Below are 15,259 nucleotides of genomic sequence, written 5' to 3' on the forward strand. Positions count from 1 at the left end.
CAGGGGGGATTTAGCGCCGAAAGCTTCACCAAAACAAAGCATCATTGATTGACAAGGCCGCTTTGCAGATGCACAGGGCCGCAAAAGACTGGCTGGGGAGAGAACCCAATGACGAACGAGAAAAACCGCGTCTTGATTTTTGACACGACATTGCGCGATGGCGAACAAAGCCCGGGCGCGACCATGAGCCATGCTGAAAAGCTCGAGATCGCAGCCCTTCTTGACGAGATGGGTGTTGATATCATCGAGGCAGGCTTTCCAATTGCCTCCGAGGGTGATTTTGCGGCTGTCTCCGAGATTGCCAAGCAAACCCAAAATGCCACGATCTGCGGCCTTGCGCGTGCGAATTTCAAAGACATTGACCGCTGCTGGGAGGCGGTTCGCTACGCCAAAAGCCCGCGCATCCACACTTTTATCGGCACTTCGCCCCAACACCGCGCGATCCCGAACCTCTCGATGGATCAAATGGCCGAGCGCATCCACGAGACAGTCAGCCATGCGCGCAATCTTTGCGACAATATCCAATGGTCGCCGATGGACGCCACCCGCACCGAATGGGAGTATCTCAAGCGCGTTGTAGAAATTGCCATCAAGGCAGGCGCGACCACCATCAACATCCCCGACACAGTCGGCTACACAGCCCCCCGCGAGAGCGCGCGCCTGATTGAGCGCCTTATCGCGGATGTGCCTGGCGCAGAGGATGTCATCTTCGCCACCCATTGTCATAATGACCTCGGCATGGCGACCGCCAATGCCTTGGCCGCAGTGGAGGGCGGGGCGCGTCAGATTGAATGCACCATCAACGGCTTGGGTGAGCGGGCAGGAAACACCGCCCTTGAGGAGGTCGTGATGGCCATGCGCGTGCGCAATGACATCATGCCCTATCACACCCGCGTGGATGCTAAGAAAATCATGCACATCTCGCGCCGTGTCAGCACAGTTTCTGGGTTTGCTGTGCAGTTCAACAAGGCGATTGTCGGCAAAAATGCCTTTGCGCATGAATCTGGCATCCACCAAGATGGAATGCTGAAATCGGCCGATACGTTCGAGATCATGCGCCCCGAGGATATCGGCCTCTCTGGGACATCGCTGCCACTGGGCAAGCACTCTGGTCGCGCGGCCTTGCGCGCGAAGCTCAAGGATTTGGGCTTTGAATTGGCCGATAATCAGCTCAACGATGTATTCGTGCGCTTCAAAGCATTGGCAGACCGCAAGAAAGAAGTGTTTGACGATGATATCATCGCCTTGGTGACAGATGCAGGTGCCATTGATGCCTCTGACCATTTGGAACTGAAATTCCTGCGTGTCATCTGCGGCACCGAAGCCCCCCAGAATGCGGATCTGGTGATCCGTGTGGGCGATGAGGAAAAAACTGTTGTGGCAACGGGAGATGGCCCTGTGGATGCCGCCTTTAATGCGGTCAAACAAGCCTTCCCACATTCGGCCCGTTTGCAACTTTACCAAGTGCATGCGGTGACCGAAGGCACCGATGCGCAAGCCACCGTATCCGTGCGGATGGAAGAAGATGGACGCATTGCAACCGCGCAATCAGCAGATACCGATACCGTTGTGGCAAGCGTTAAGGCCTATATCAACGCGCTTAATCGTCTGATCCTGCGGCGTGGGAAAGCGGGCGGCGACCGCAAGGAAGTTTCCTATCGGGACGCAAACTAAGCCAATCCTAAAATCCGCCCCACATTTTGGGGCGGATTTTTGCTACAACCATCGGCGGTTTGGTAAAAACGCCCTTATTGTTCTTTACCTTACCATGGGCCTTTGCCTATATGCGGTTCAGAGGATGATCGGCTGCTAACGGGTCAACCTCGGCTGCGTAGGATGACTATTTGGGATCGCCACATTATGGCCTTTGGACTTGGACGACTATTCACTGCCGATATGGCGATTGATTTGGGCACCGCAAACACGCTGGTCTATGTGCGTGGCAAGGGCGTTGTTCTTAACGAACCCTCCGTGGTGGCTTATCAAGTCAAGGACGGCGTGAAAAAGGCACTGGCCTTTGGCGAAGATGCTAAGCTGATGCTGGGCCGCACCCCTGGTTCCATTCAGGCAATCCGTCCGATGCGGGACGGGGTGATTGCAGATTTTGATGTTGCGGAAGAGATGATCAAACATTTCATTCGCAAAGTGCATAAAAGCACAACTTTCACTAAGCCAAAGATCATCGTTTGCGTGCCGCACGGGGCCACCCCCGTTGAAAAGCGCGCAATTCGTCAGTCCGTGTTGGGCGCAGGCGCGCGCAAGGCGGGCCTGATCTCAGAACCCATCGCAGCCGCCATTGGCGCAGGGATGCCCATCACAGACCCAACGGGCAACATGGTGGTTGATATTGGCGGTGGCACCACAGAGGTGGCGGTCTTGTCACTTGCAGATGTGGTCTATGCCCGCTCCGTTCGGGTCGGCGGCGACCGCATGGATGAGGCGATCATCTCCTATCTGCGCCGTCAGCATAACTTGCTTGTTGGGGAAAGCACGGCTGAGCGGATCAAAACAACCATCGGCACGGCAATCATGCCGCGTGATGGCAAAGGGCAAGTGATGGCAATCCGTGGCCGTGACCTTTTGAACGGGGTTCCAAAAGAGATTGAACTGAACCAAGCCCATGTGGCCGAGGCGCTGTCTGAACCTGTGCAACAGATTTGCGAGGCGGTGATGAGCGCGCTTGAAGCGACACCACCAGATTTGGCGGCTGATATCGTAGATCGCGGGGTTATGCTGACAGGCGGCGGCGCGCTCTTGGGCGAATTGGATCTGGCGCTGCGTGAACAGACTGGCCTCGCCATTTCCGTTGCGGATGAAAGCCTCAACTGCGTGGCACTTGGCACGGGCAAGGCGCTTGAATATGAAAAGCAACTCCGCCACGCCATTGATTACGAGTCGTGATTGGGTCAGTCTTCTGCCTACGGGCAGAGAGGCTGAGGCGAGATGACAAGGTTATGCGGATATGGCACGGGATAGACACGAGGAAAATCTCGCCAATCCAACACGCCGCCTTTTGGTGGTCATTCTGATCATCATCCTCTTTGGGTTCATTTTGCTGTGGCGCATTGACAACCCGCGCGCAGAACGCATCCGCGCAGCTGTGGTAGATCGCATCGTTCCAAACATGGAATGGGCCATGGCACCCGTTACTGGGCTTGCGCGGATGGTCGATGATTTCCAATCTTACGCGCGCCTCTACGAACAGAACGAACAGCTGCGCCGCGAGTTACAACAGATGCGCGCATGGCGCGAGGCGGCGATTCAGCTTGAACAAGAAAATGCCCGCCTCTTGGATTTGAACCGCGTTCAGCCCGACCCATCGCTGACTTGGATTTCAGGGATTGTTTTGGCTGATAGCGGATCGCCGTTCCGCCGCTCGGTTCTGCTGAATGTGGGCGCGCGCGATGGGGTGGAAGACGGATGGGCCGCCATGGACGGGCTTGGCTTGGTCGGACGGATCGCGGGCCTTGGGGAGCGCACGGCGCGCGTTTTATTGCTGACCGATAGCAACAGCCGCGTGCCAGTGTTGATCCAACCGTCTGGGCAGCAGGCCCTCCTGACAGGCGACAACAGCGCCGCCCCGCTTATTGATTTCATCGAAACCCCCGAAGACATCGCCGCAGGGGATCGTATCGTGACATCGGGCGCGGACGGATTATACCCTGCGGGGTTGTTGGTTGGCCAAGTGGTTGTTGACCCAGAACGCGACCTGCGCGCACGGCTTGCTGCTGATTTTGGTCGGCTGAATTTCCTGCGGGTCATGCGCAACCCCGATGTTGTGCCGCTCAATGACAGCGACACATTGATCGGCCCCCCCTTGCCAGAAAATGAGGAAATAGGGGATCAGATCGAAGCCGACCCCGTGCCAGAAACCGCCGCAGCACAAGACACGGAGGGGGATGGCACATGACCGACCCTTTGACCCTCCGCATATGGATTTACCGCGCTTATTATCTGGCGCTCTGCCTGTTCATCCTTCTATGGCAAATCCTGCCCTTAGGTTTTGACGAAGGCAGTCTGCCAAGCCCTGACATGATCACGGGCCTAACCCTTGCTTGGTTGCTCAGGCATCCCAATGTTGTCCCGCTTGGGGCTATTGCCATCGTTTTCCTGATCTCAGACTTTTTGACCCATGCGCCTGTCGGCTTGGGTGCGCTGCTGATAGTCTTAGCCACCGAAAGTCTGCGCAAGCGCCAGCCGCAAATCGAAAACATGACATTTCTCAGCGAGTTCGGCACAGTAACCGCCGTGATCTTGGCTGTTACTTTGGCCGAGCGGGTGCTTTTGACATTGCTTTTGGCGGATCAGCCCCCCTTTGGTGAGGTGGTCTTGCACGCGATTGTGACCATCGCAGCCTACCCCGCGCTGGTTGTGATCTCGAAATATTTGCTCGGTTTGGATAGACTATCCGCCGCAGACCCAGACAATGTTTAACCATGGCCCGCAGTCAGAAACGCAAAAACCAAGATAATAACGCGCAAATGTCCCGCCGCGCGTTGGTTTTGGGTGGGCTTATGAGCACCACCTGCCTCGTGCTGGCAGGGCGCATGCGCTATTTGCAACTTGAGCGGGCTGATGATTTTCGACTTTTGGCCGAAGAAAATCGGATCAACCTCCGTCTGTTGCCCCCTGCGCGTGGGGTGATCTATGACCGCCATGGAACAGTTCTGGCAGACAACTCGCCCAATTACCGCATCACGATGGTGCGCGAGGATGCGGGGGATGTGGATTTGGTGCTGTCGCGCTTAAGCCGCATTGTGAATATTGACCGCGCGAAACTAGATCGCGCACGTGACGAGATGATGTCCCGCCCGCCCTTCGTGCCTGTCACCATTGCAGATCGTCTATCATGGGAGGAGTTCTCTCTGGTTTCGGTCAATGCCCCCGCACTTCCAGGGATCACGCCTGATGTGGGATTGTCGCGGGACTACCCGCTTGGGGCAGATTTCTCTCACGTTGTGGGCTATGTGGGGCCTGTCTCGGACTATTATCTTGAGACAACAGGGGACACGGATCCCGTGCTGCAAATCCCAGATTTCCAAGTCGGGCGCTACAATGTCGAAGCGCGGCTTGAGGATGTCTTGCGCGGGCGCGCGGGCAGCAAGCGGGTCGAGGTGAACGCCGCAGGTCGCGTGATGCGCGAGCTTGACCGCAGTGAGGCCCAACCTGGTGCGGATGTGCAACTGACGGTTGATGCCTATCTCCAAAACTATGCCGAAGCGCGGCTTGAGGGCGAAAGCGCGGGCGCGGTGGTGATTGACACCCAAAATGGCGACATCCTCGCCTTGGCCTCAGCACCTACCTATGATCCGAACCTCTTTGTGCGCGGCATCCCATCGTCCATCTGGGAAACGCTGAACACCGACCCCTACCGCCCCTTGGCCAATAAAGCCACGCAAGGCCTCTACCCGCCCGGATCGACCTATAAAATGGTCGTGGCCTTGGCCGCGCTAGAGGCAGGGTTAATTGATCCGTCCGACACTGTGTTTTGTGGGGGATCCCTCCAGTTGGGCAATCGGCGTTTCCATTGCTGGAAGCGGGGCGGCCATGGTCACATGGATATGGTGCAAAGCATCGCGCAAAGCTGTGACGTCTATTATTACGATCTTGCGCAACGCGTTGGCATTGATGCCATTTCCGCCATGGCCGAAAGGCTGGGCTGCGGCGTGCGCCATGATGTGCCCCTTTCAGGCGTGGCCACGGGCATTGCACCCACGATGGATTGGAAATTATCCAACCGTGGCGAGCCATGGGTGATGGGCGACACGCTCAACGCGTCAATCGGTCAGGGCTTTGTTCTTAACTCACCGTTGCAACTGGCTGTAATGACCGCGCGCCTTGCCTCTGGCCTAAACCTTAATCCGCGCCTTATTCGCAGCGTAGACGGGGTAGAACCTGATTACCCTGCCATCACGCCTTTGGATGTAAATCCTGCCAATCTGGCAAAAATTCGTGATGGGATGTTTGAAGTCTCGAATGGCGCGCGCGGCACGGCCTCGGGCAGCCGCACAATTTTGCAGGACTATTTGATTGCGGGAAAAACAGGCACAAGCCAAGTGCGCAATATCACCGCCGCCGAGCGGGCCGCAGGCGTGATCCGCAATGAAGACCTGCCGTGGGAGCGGCGCGATCATGCCCTTTTTGTGGGCTATGCCCCCGCCCATGCACCACGCTATGCCATTGCTCTGATTGTGGAACATGGCGGCGGTGGGTCGGCGGCAGCGGCGCCCCTTGCGCGCGACATTTTGCTTTATGCGATGTTTGATGATCTGCCCCCGCTTGACGCCTATCCGGCAAACCAGCGCGCGGCAGTGCAAGAGCGCCATGCCGCCATGACCCTTTTGCCGCGGCGCGGCAGTCCAGATGCCCCAACATCTGGCACCACAGGGACAAGCCGCGCATGAGTTTTTCACTCTACCAGATCAATACGATGCCAAGCGGGTGGCGCAAGGTGCTGTATTTCAACTGGCCGCTTGTGTTGCTTCTCACCCTTGTGGCCTGCATCGGGTTTATGATGCTTTATTCGGTTGCGGGGGGCTCAACACGGCCTTGGGTCATTCCACAAGTGCAGCGTTTCGCCCTTGGCATGGCCGCGATGTTCATCATCGCCCTGATCCCAATTGCCTTTTGGCGGATGGTGGCATGGCTGGGCTATGCGTTCTCGCTTGTGTTGCTGCTCGTGGTCGAGTTTTTCGGCACGGTCGGTATGGGCGCACAACGATGGATTGACCTTGGGGGGTTCCGCTTACAACCCTCAGAATTGGCGAAAATCACCATCGTGATGGTCTTGGCCGCCTATTATGCGCGCCTCGATACCACGAAGAAATCGCATCCGCTCTATATCCTGCCGCCCCTGCTCCTGATCTTGGTGCCCGTTTTCTTGACGCTCAAGCAGCCCGATTTGGGCACAGCCCTTCTGCTGCTTTTGGGCGGTGGCGCGGTGGTATTTGCCGCGGGCGTTCACTGGGCCTATTTTGGTGGGTTGATTGCGGCGGGCGTGGGCGCGGTCTTTGCTGTGTTTGCATCACGCGGCACATCATGGCAATTGATCAAAGATTACCAATTCCGCCGCATCGACACCTTCCTTGATCCAACCCAAGACCCGCTTGGCGCAGGATACCACATCACCCAAAGTCAGATCGCGCTTGGATCGGGCGGGTTTTCTGGACGGGGATTTATGGAAGGCACGCAAAGCCGCTTAAACTTTTTACCCGAAAAGCACACCGATTTCATTTTCACGACCTTGGCTGAGGAATTCGGCTTTATCGGTGCTTCCTCCCTGCTGTTTATCTATCTACTGATTGTGGCCTTGTGTATTTGGACGGCCCTTTCCACCAAAGATCGCTTTGCCTCGCTGCTTAGCATTGGGATTGCAGCAACCTTTTTCCTCTATTTCGCAATCAATATGGCAATGGTCATGGGATTGGCCCCCGTGGTCGGCGTGCCTTTGCCGCTCGTCTCTTATGGCGGCTCAGCAATGATGGTGCTTTTAGCTGCGTTTGGTTTGGTGCAATCGGCCCATATCCATCGTCCACGCTAAAGTGAAATTGGCGGGTTTTCCCGCCCTGCACCCTCTGATAGCCCTAATTGCATCTCATATATCAGGAGCAGGCCATGCCATCCCCCACCATCCTTTTCGCTGCAAAATCTGAAAAATGGGCGGAATATGAACCCGCACTGCGCAAGGCGTTGCAGAAGACAGGGGTTGATGCCACGGGCCTAACCACTGAGGCTGACCCAGCTGAGGTGGATTATATCATCTACGCCCCCAATTCAGGGCTACAGGATTTTACCCCCTTCACCCGCGCAAAAGCCGTGCTGAGCCTTTGGGCAGGGGTTGAGGATATTGTCGGCAATGAAACAATCACCATGCCGCTTGCCCGCATGGTCGATTACGGGCTGACGCAAGGTATGCTCGAATTCGTCACGGGTCATGTGCTGCGTTATCACCTCATGATTGACGATTTCCTTGCAGGGCAAGATGGGGTCTGGCGCCCCAATTTGGTGCCGCCCTTGGCGCGGGATCGCAAGGTGACCATCTTGGGTCTTGGTGTATTGGGCGCGGCCGCAGCGCAAAGCCTTGCGCGAATTGGCTTTGATGTCGCGGGCTGGTCGCGAAGCCCCAAATCAATCGAAGGCATCGCATGCTATCATGGTGAAGACGGGCTTTTCGATGCATTGCGTCATGCCGAAATATTGGTGACACTTCTGCCCGACACCGCCGCCACGCGCGGGCTGATCAATCAAACCACCCTCGCCGCCCTACCCCACGGGGCCAAGATCATCAATCCAGGACGCGGCAGTTTGATCGAGGATGCTGCACTTTTGGCCGCGCTCGATACAGGCAAGATCGCAGCGGCCACTTTGGATGTTTTCACCATCGAACCCCTGCCTGCCTCACATCCCTATTGGCGCCATCCGCGCGTCACTGTAACCCCGCATATCGCCTCTGCCACAAGGGCCGAGACGGCATCGGAAACCATTGCCGAGAATATCCGCCGTGGTGAGGCGGGTGAGCCATTCTTACATCTGGTGGATCGCGCGGCAGGGTATTAGGCAGCAAAAAGCCCCCATCCTATGCAGCCAGAACGGGGGCGTTTCGCGGTCGTTTTCTCAGTCGTTTGCGGGGATCAGAGATCCATCAACAAACGGCGTGGGTCTTCCAGTGCATCCTTGACGCGGACAAGGAAGGTCACCGCGCCTTTGCCATCGACAATGCGGTGGTCATAGGACAGCGCCAGATACATCATCGGGCGGATTTTGATCTCGCCATTGATGACCATGGGGCGGTCTTGGATTTTATGCATCCCCAAGATACCCGATTGTGGCGGGTTCAAAATGGGCGAAGACATGAGCGAGCCGTAAACCCCACCATTCGAAATGGTGAACGTGCCGCCCTGCATCTCGGCCATAGACAGTTTGCCATCACGCGCGCGCTTGCCCTTTTCGACAATCGCCTTTTCGATTTCGGCAAAAGACATCTGATCGGCGTTACGGATCACTGGCACAACCAGACCCTGTGGCGTGCCTGCCGCGATGCCCATATGCACGAAGTTTTTGTAGACGATGTCGGTGCCATCGATTTCAGCGTTCACCTCAGGCACCTCTTTCAAGGCGTGGATACAGGCCTTGGTGAAGAAGGACATAAAGCCCAAACGCGCGCCGTGCTTCTTTTCGAACTCGTCTTTATAGGCGTTGCGCAGGGCCATCACCTCGGTCATGTCCACCTCGTTATAGGTGGTCAGGATCGCTGCGGTGTTTTGCGCATCCTTCAGACGCTTTGCGATGGTCTGGCGCAGACGGGTCATTTTGACCCGTTCTTCGCGGGCTGCATCCTCTGCGGCCACAGGCGCACGCGGAGCGGCGGCAGGGGCAGCAGCAGGCGCTGCAGTGGGGGCGATTGCGGCCTTCAAAACATCTTCTTTCATGATGCGTCCATCCTTGCCCGAGCCTTGAACAGCCGCGGGATCAATGCCTTTTTCCGCCATCAGTTTCTTGGCTGATGGGGCATCTTCTACATCCCGACCGCTGCCTGTTGGTGCAGCGGCAGCAGGGGCCGCAGCGGGTGCTGCGGCAGGGGCGGCGACAGCAGCGCCATCGGTGGAAATTACACCAAGCTGCCCGCCTGCATTGACAGTCGCACCTTCCGCCGCATCAATGCGCGCCAAAACACCTGCAGCGGGGGCGGGAACCTCGACCGACACTTTGTCAGTTTCCAATTCACACAGCATCTCGTCTTGCGCGACCGTATCGCCAACCTGTTTGAACCATGTGGCGATGGTGGCTTCGGTCACAGACTCGCCCAACGCGGGAACCATAATATCAACCGATGCACCCGAGGAAGCAGCGGCCGCTGGCTTTGCGGCAGGGGCCGCTGCAGCAGCGCCAGCACCCGCAGCGGCAATCGTAGCGAGCAAGGCATCAACGCCAACCGTCTCGCCCTCGCCCGCAACGATCTCGCCCAATGTGCCTGCGGCGGGGGCGGGAACCTCAACGGTCACTTTATCGGTTTCCAATTCGCACAGCATCTCATCCTGCGCGACTGTATCCCCTGGTTTTTTGAACCAAGTTGCCACGGTGGCCTCGGTCACGGATTCGCCCAAAGTGGGCACGCGGACTTCTGTCGCCATTGTCTTTACCCTTCGATCGTCAGCGCTTCGTTGATGAGCGCGGTTTGCTGTGCTTTATGTTGTGAGGCTAGGCCAGTCGCAGGCGAAGCCGAAGCGGCGCGGCCTGCATAAGTGGCGCGACTATGGGTTGCCCCAATCCGTGTCAGAACCCATTCAAGATTTGGCTCAACGAATGTCCAAGCCCCTTGGTTTTTCGGCTCTTCCTGACACCAGACAATCTCTGCGGTCTTAAAGCGCTCCAATTCCTTCATCAGCGACATCGCAGGGAATGGGTAGAACTGCTCAAGACGCAGGAGATAGACATCATCCAGACCACGCGCATCGCGCTCTTCAAGCAGGTCATAATAAACCTTGCCTGAACTGATCACGACACGGCGGATTTTATCGTCTGATTTCAGCTTGAGATCTGAATTGCCATATTGGGCATCATCCCACAGCACGCGGTGGAAGGAAGACCCTGTTGTGAACTCCTCCGCCCGTGAGACGGCCTTTTTATGCCGCAAAAGGGATTTCGGCGTCATCAGAACCAATGGCTTACGGAAGCTGCGATGGATCTGGCGGCGCAAGATATGGAAATAATTGGCGGGTGTGGTGCAATTGGCCACAATCCAGTTGTCTTGACCGCACATTTGCAAGAACCGCTCAAGACGCGCGGAGGAATGTTCGGGGCCTTGACCCTCAAACCCGTGCGGCAACAGCATCACCAATCCAGACATCCGCAACCATTTGCTTTCGCCCGATGAGATGAATTGGTCAAACATGATTTGCGCGCCATTGGCGAAATCGCCAAATTGCGCTTCCCACATGACCAAGGCATTCGGTTCCGCAAGGCTGTAGCCATATTCAAAGCCCAGCACCGCATATTCGGACAGCATCGAGTCAATGACCTCGTAGCGCGCTTGGCCCTCACGAATGTTATTGAGAGGATAATAGCGTTCCTCGCTCTCCTGATGGATCAGGCCCGAATGGCGCTGGCTGAATGTGCCACGGGTGCTGTCTTGGCCTGCAAGGCGAACTGGATATCCTTCGGTCAGCAAGCTGCCAAAGGCCAAAGCCTCGGCAGTGGCCCAATCAAACCCTTGGCCCGTGTCGAACATCTCTTGTTTCGTTTCCAAAAGACGCGCCACGGTCTTATGCAACACGAAGTTCTGGGGCGCGGTCACCAAGGCCTTGCCGATCTCTTTCATCGTCTTGGGCTTAATTGCCGTCTCACCGCGCTGGTAATCTTCGCCCTCACGATTGAGATGGCTCCAACGGCCATCAAGCCAATCCGCTTTGTTGGGCTTATATTCCTTACCTGCCTCAAACTCGTCATTCAGACGGGCTTGGAAGGCCGCCTTCATATCTTCGATTTCACCTTCGGGGATCAGCCCGTCCTGCACCAAACGCTCGGTATAGAGTTGCAAGGTCGTTTTGTGCTTCTTGATGCGGTTATACATCATCGGGTTGGTGAACATCGGCTCATCGCCTTCGTTGTGACCAAAGCGGCGATAGCAGAAGATATCAATCACAACATCTTTGCCGAATTTCTGGCGGAATTCCGTAGCAACTTTTGCAGCATGAACAACGGCTTCGGGATCGTCCCCGTTGACATGGAAAATCGGCGCCTCAACCATCAAAGCAATATCTGTTGGATAGGGCGAAGAGCGGCTGAAATGGGGCGCAGTGGTGAAGCCGATTTGGTTATTCACCACGATATGGATTGTGCCACCTGTGCGGTGGCCGCGCAGGCCCGAAAGCCCCAAGCCTTCTGCAACCACACCCTGCCCCGCAAAGGCCGCATCACCATGCAAAAGGATACCCAAAACTTGGTGATGTTCTGTGTCGCCCAACTGATCTTGCTTGGCGCGCACTTTGCCCAAAACAACGGGGTTAACCGCCTCAAGGTGGCTTGGGTTCGCGGTCAAGGAAAGGTGGACAGTGTTATCATCAAAAGTGCGATCCGAAGACGCGCCCAAGTGATATTTCACATCCCCTGATCCATCGACATCTTCGGGCTTAAAGCTGCCGCCTTGGAATTCGTTGAAAATCGCGCGGTAAGGTTTGCCCATCACATTGGCCAAAACGCTGAGGCGCCCGCGGTGGGGCATGCCAATCACGATTTCTTTCACGCCAAGCGCGCCACCGCGTTTGATGATTTGCTCCATCGCGGGGATCAACGCCTCGCCACCATCAAGGCCGAAACGCTTTGTGCCCATGTATTTCACATGGAGGAATTTCTCAAAACCTTCGGCCTCGACCAATTTGTTCAAGATGGCCTTACGGCCCTCGCGGGTGAAGGCGATCTCTTTGCCATAACCCTCAATCCGCTCTTTGAGCCAACTGGACTGCTCGGGATCGGAGATGTGCATATATTGCAGCGCGAATGTGCCACAATAGGTGCGCTTCACGATCTCCATGATCTGGCGCATTGAGGCCATTTGCAGGCCCAAAACATTGTCGATGAAAATCGGACGATCCATATCCGCATCGGTGAAACCATAGCTGCGCGGATCAAGTTCTGGGTGGGGGGTCTGGTCACGCATGCCAAGCGGGTCGATATCGGCAATCAAATGACCACGGATACGATAGGCGCGGATGATCATCAGCGCGCGGATACTGTCCAAAACCGCGCGCTGCACCTGTGCATCGGTCAACTCGATGCCTGCATCTGCCGCCTTTTCGCGGATTTTCTTTTCTGCGCCTTTGACTTCGACCGCTGCGGCAGGCCACTCGCCCGTGAGCGCATGGGTCAAATCATCGGCAGGCTGCAACGGCCAGTCACCACGCGCCCAAGAGGGGCCTGCGGCCTCGGCCTTTGCGTCAGCTGGTGCATCGCCAAGCGAAGCAAAAAACGCCCGCCAACTTTCTTCGACCGAATTTGGGTCTTGCGCATAACGCGCATAAAGCTGTTCGAGATATTCGGCATTATGCCCCTGCATAAAGCTTGAGGCGTGGAAGATATCATTCGGGCTTTGTTCAGTCATGACCGCACCTGAGAAATGGAATAGCCCCGCACGATCAAAATGAGCGCGCGAGGCAACTGTGTTTAACCGATTGCTTTGAGAACCGCTTCACCAAGGGTTGCGGGGCTGTCTGCCACCACGATCCCTGCGGATTTCATCGCTTCGATCTTATCTTCTGCGCCACCTTTGCCGCCGGCAACAATTGCGCCAGCATGACCCATACGGCGGCCTGGAGGGGCCGTGCGCCCTGCAATAAAGCCCGCCACAGGCTTCTTGCGGCCACGCTTGGCTTCGTCTTTGAGGAATTGCGCCGCTTCTTCTTCCGCGGAACCACCGATTTCACCGATCATGATAATCGACTGGGTTTCATCGTCCGCTAAGAACCATTCCAACACATCCAAATGTTCGGTGCCTTTGATGGGGTCACCCCCGATGCCGACACAAGTGGACTGACCCAGACCCACATCTGTGGTTTGCTTCACCGCCTCATAGGTCAAGGTGCCAGAGCGCGACACTACACCAACCGACCCACGGCGGTGGATATGACCGGGCATGATGCCGATTTTGCAGGCGTCAGGTGTAATCACACCGGGGCAGTTTGGCCCGATCAACTTGGAGGATGAATTCTCCAAAGCACGCTTGACCTTCATCATATCCAGCACAGGGATGCCTTCGGTGATGCAGATGATCAATTCCATCTCGGCATCAATCGCCTCAAGGATGGAGTCAGCTGCAAAGGGCGGTGGCACATAGATCACCGATGCGTTTGCTTCGGTCTTGGCTTTCGCCTCATGCACGCTGTCAAAAACGGGCAGGTTAAGATGGGTCTGACCGCCTTTACCAGGCGTCACGCCACCAACCATTTTTGTGCCGTAAGCAATCGCCTGTTCAGAGTGGAATGTGCCTTGGCTTCCCGTGAAACCCTGACAAATGACTTTTGTATTTTCATCGACAAGAACAGCCATAAGCTCAGCCTTTCACCGCTTTAACGATTTTCTGGGCCGCGTCCGACAGATTGTCAGCCGCGATCACATTGAGGCCAGAAGTGTTGATGATCTCCTTGCCCTTCTCCACGTTTGTGCCTTCAAGGCGCACGACCAGTGGCACCTGCAGACCCACCTCTTTCACTGCGGCCACAACGCCTTCGGCGATGATGTCGCAGCGCATAATGCCGCCAAAGATATTGACAAGAATACCTTTCACGTTCGGGTCAGAGGTGATGATTTTGAACGCCTCGGTCACCTTTTCCTTGGTTGCACCGCCGCCCACATCAAGGAAGTTCGCGGGCTCAGCGCCATAGAGCTTGATGATATCCATCGTGGCCATTGCAAGACCCGCGCCGTTGACCATACAGCCAATCTCGCCATCAAGCGCGATGTAGTTCAGGTCAAATTTGGACGCGGCCAATTCTTTGGCGTCTTCTTCGGTCTCATCACGCAGTGCAGCAATATCTGCATGGCGATAAATGGCGTTGCCATCAAAACCAACTTTCGCGTCTAGCACCTTGAGGCTGCCCTCATCCGTCACGATCAGCGGGTTGATTTCCAACATCTCCATATCCTTCTCAACGAAGGCCTTATAGAGGATGCCCATCAGGCTAACGCATTCTTTGACCTGCTTGCCTTCAAGGCCAAGCGCAAAGGCAATGCGGCGCCCGTGGAAGGCTTGGTATCCAGTGGCAGGATCAACAGCGAAAGACAGGATTTTCTCTGGTGTCTTTGCGGCCACATCTTCGATATCCATGCCGCCCTCAGTGGAGCAGACGAAGGAGACACGGCTCGATTGGCGATCCACCAAAAGGGCGAGGTAAAGCTCGCGCTCAATGCCCGACCCATCTTCGATATAGATGCGGTTCACAACTTTGCCGACTGGGCCAGTTTGATGGGTCACAAGGGTGCGGCCCAACATCTTTTTGGCTTCGGCTGCGGCCTCTTCGACCGACTTGGCAAGGCGTACGCCGCCTTTTTCGCCCGCATCGGATTCTTTGAACTTACCCTTGCCGCGACCGCCTGCGTGGATCTGCGCCTTGACCACCCAAAGTGGGCCATCCAATTCGCCCGCTGCGGTTTTGGCCTCTTCGGCTTTCAGAACAACGCGGCCATCACTGACCGGTGCGCCGTATTGGCGAAGCAAGGCTTTCGCCTGATATTCATGAATGTTCATGAAACTGTCCCGTGTGTTGCT

General features: G+C 56.3%; 11 protein-coding genes. 7 read left to right on the forward strand and 4 right to left on the reverse strand.

Annotation, left to right across the window (positions count from 1 at the left end):
* Positions 1 to 108 precede the first annotated feature (108 nt).
* From RYZ18_RS09370 to RYZ18_RS09400, 7 genes are all read left to right on the forward strand, one after another.
* On the forward strand, positions 109 to 1,674 hold the full coding sequence (locus RYZ18_RS09370) for a 2-isopropylmalate synthase (protein WP_317656420.1): 1,566 nt from the start codon (positions 109 to 111) through the stop codon (positions 1,672 to 1,674).
* A gap of 162 nt (positions 1,675 to 1,836) precedes the next feature.
* On the forward strand, positions 1,837 to 2,901 hold the full coding sequence (locus tag RYZ18_RS09375) for a rod shape-determining protein (protein ID WP_411567104.1): 1,065 nt from the start codon (positions 1,837 to 1,839) through the stop codon (positions 2,899 to 2,901).
* A gap of 61 nt (positions 2,902 to 2,962) precedes the next feature.
* Positions 2,963 to 3,910 carry a rod shape-determining protein MreC gene (gene mreC, locus RYZ18_RS09380; protein WP_317656422.1) on the forward strand — a complete coding sequence of 316 codons (948 nt, stop codon included), beginning with the start codon at positions 2,963 to 2,965 and terminating at the stop codon, positions 3,908 to 3,910.
* A complete protein-coding gene (locus tag RYZ18_RS09385) occupies positions 3,907 to 4,434 on the forward strand; it encodes a rod shape-determining protein MreD (protein WP_317656423.1) in 528 nt (175 codons plus the stop codon). The genes mreC and RYZ18_RS09385 overlap by 4 nt, the downstream gene beginning before the upstream one ends.
* Before the next feature lie 2 nt (positions 4,435 to 4,436).
* The gene (gene mrdA, locus RYZ18_RS09390; RefSeq protein ID WP_317656424.1) at positions 4,437 to 6,404 is read left to right on the forward strand and encodes a penicillin-binding protein 2; all 1,968 of its coding nucleotides are present in this window, start codon (positions 4,437 to 4,439) and stop codon (positions 6,402 to 6,404) included.
* Positions 6,401 to 7,540 carry a rod shape-determining protein RodA gene (gene rodA / locus RYZ18_RS09395; RefSeq protein WP_317656426.1) on the forward strand — a complete coding sequence of 380 codons (1,140 nt, stop codon included), beginning with the start codon at positions 6,401 to 6,403 and terminating at the stop codon, positions 7,538 to 7,540. Before mrdA ends, rodA begins: the two co-directional genes overlap by 4 nt.
* A gap of 74 nt (positions 7,541 to 7,614) precedes the next feature.
* Positions 7,615 to 8,556: a glyoxylate/hydroxypyruvate reductase A gene (locus RYZ18_RS09400; protein WP_317656427.1), complete on the forward strand. Its 942-nt coding sequence runs from the start codon at positions 7,615 to 7,617 to the stop codon at positions 8,554 to 8,556.
* A gap of 74 nt (positions 8,557 to 8,630) precedes the next feature.
* Here the strand turns inward: RYZ18_RS09400 and odhB are convergent, their stop codons facing one another.
* The 4 genes from odhB to sucC all read right to left on the reverse strand — a co-directional run bounded on the left by odhB (position 8,631) and on the right by sucC (position 15,238).
* Positions 8,631 to 10,130, reverse strand: a complete 1,500-nt coding sequence (gene odhB / locus RYZ18_RS09405) for a 2-oxoglutarate dehydrogenase complex dihydrolipoyllysine-residue succinyltransferase (RefSeq protein ID WP_317656428.1) — start codon at positions 10,128 to 10,130, stop codon at positions 8,631 to 8,633.
* A 5-nt stretch (positions 10,131 to 10,135) separates the two neighbouring features.
* Positions 10,136 to 13,096: a 2-oxoglutarate dehydrogenase E1 component gene (locus RYZ18_RS09410; protein WP_317656430.1), complete on the reverse strand. Its 2,961-nt coding sequence runs from the start codon at positions 13,094 to 13,096 to the stop codon at positions 10,136 to 10,138.
* A gap of 62 nt (positions 13,097 to 13,158) precedes the next feature.
* Positions 13,159 to 14,040: a succinate--CoA ligase subunit alpha gene (gene sucD / locus RYZ18_RS09415; RefSeq protein ID WP_317656432.1), complete on the reverse strand. Its 882-nt coding sequence runs from the start codon at positions 14,038 to 14,040 to the stop codon at positions 13,159 to 13,161.
* Between the two features lie 4 nt (positions 14,041 to 14,044).
* A complete protein-coding gene (sucC, locus tag RYZ18_RS09420; protein WP_317656434.1) occupies positions 14,045 to 15,238 on the reverse strand; it encodes an ADP-forming succinate--CoA ligase subunit beta in 1,194 nt (397 codons plus the stop codon).
* Positions 15,239 to 15,259 lie beyond the last annotated feature (21 nt).

Origin of the sequence: Roseovarius sp. 10 (genome assembly GCF_033100315.1) — a bacterium.
Lineage (GTDB): Bacteria > Pseudomonadota > Alphaproteobacteria > Rhodobacterales > Rhodobacteraceae > M30B80.

Excerpts from the sequence above, each read along its gene's own strand:
- RYZ18_RS09370 (WP_317656420.1), top strand. The coding sequence starts at position 109 with ATGACGAACGAGAAAAACCGCGTCTTGATTTTTGACACGACATTGCGC.
- RYZ18_RS09375 (WP_411567104.1), top strand. The coding sequence starts at position 1,837 with ATGACTATTTGGGATCGCCACATTATGGCCTTTGGACTTGGACGACTA.
- mreC (WP_317656422.1), top strand. The coding sequence starts at position 2,963 with ATGGCACGGGATAGACACGAGGAAAATCTCGCCAATCCAACACGCCGC.
- RYZ18_RS09385 (WP_317656423.1), top strand. The coding sequence starts at position 3,907 with ATGACCGACCCTTTGACCCTCCGCATATGGATTTACCGCGCTTATTAT.
- mrdA (WP_317656424.1), top strand. The coding sequence starts at position 4,437 with ATGGCCCGCAGTCAGAAACGCAAAAACCAAGATAATAACGCGCAAATG.
- rodA (WP_317656426.1), top strand. The coding sequence starts at position 6,401 with ATGAGTTTTTCACTCTACCAGATCAATACGATGCCAAGCGGGTGGCGC.
- RYZ18_RS09400 (WP_317656427.1), top strand. The coding sequence starts at position 7,615 with ATGCCATCCCCCACCATCCTTTTCGCTGCAAAATCTGAAAAATGGGCG.
- odhB (WP_317656428.1), bottom strand. The coding sequence starts at position 10,130 with ATGGCGACAGAAGTCCGCGTGCCCACTTTGGGCGAATCCGTGACCGAG.
- RYZ18_RS09410 (WP_317656430.1), bottom strand. The coding sequence starts at position 13,096 with ATGACTGAACAAAGCCCGAATGATATCTTCCACGCCTCAAGCTTTATG.
- sucD (WP_317656432.1), bottom strand. The coding sequence starts at position 14,040 with ATGGCTGTTCTTGTCGATGAAAATACAAAAGTCATTTGTCAGGGTTTC.
- sucC (WP_317656434.1), bottom strand. The coding sequence starts at position 15,238 with ATGAACATTCATGAATATCAGGCGAAAGCCTTGCTTCGCCAATACGGC.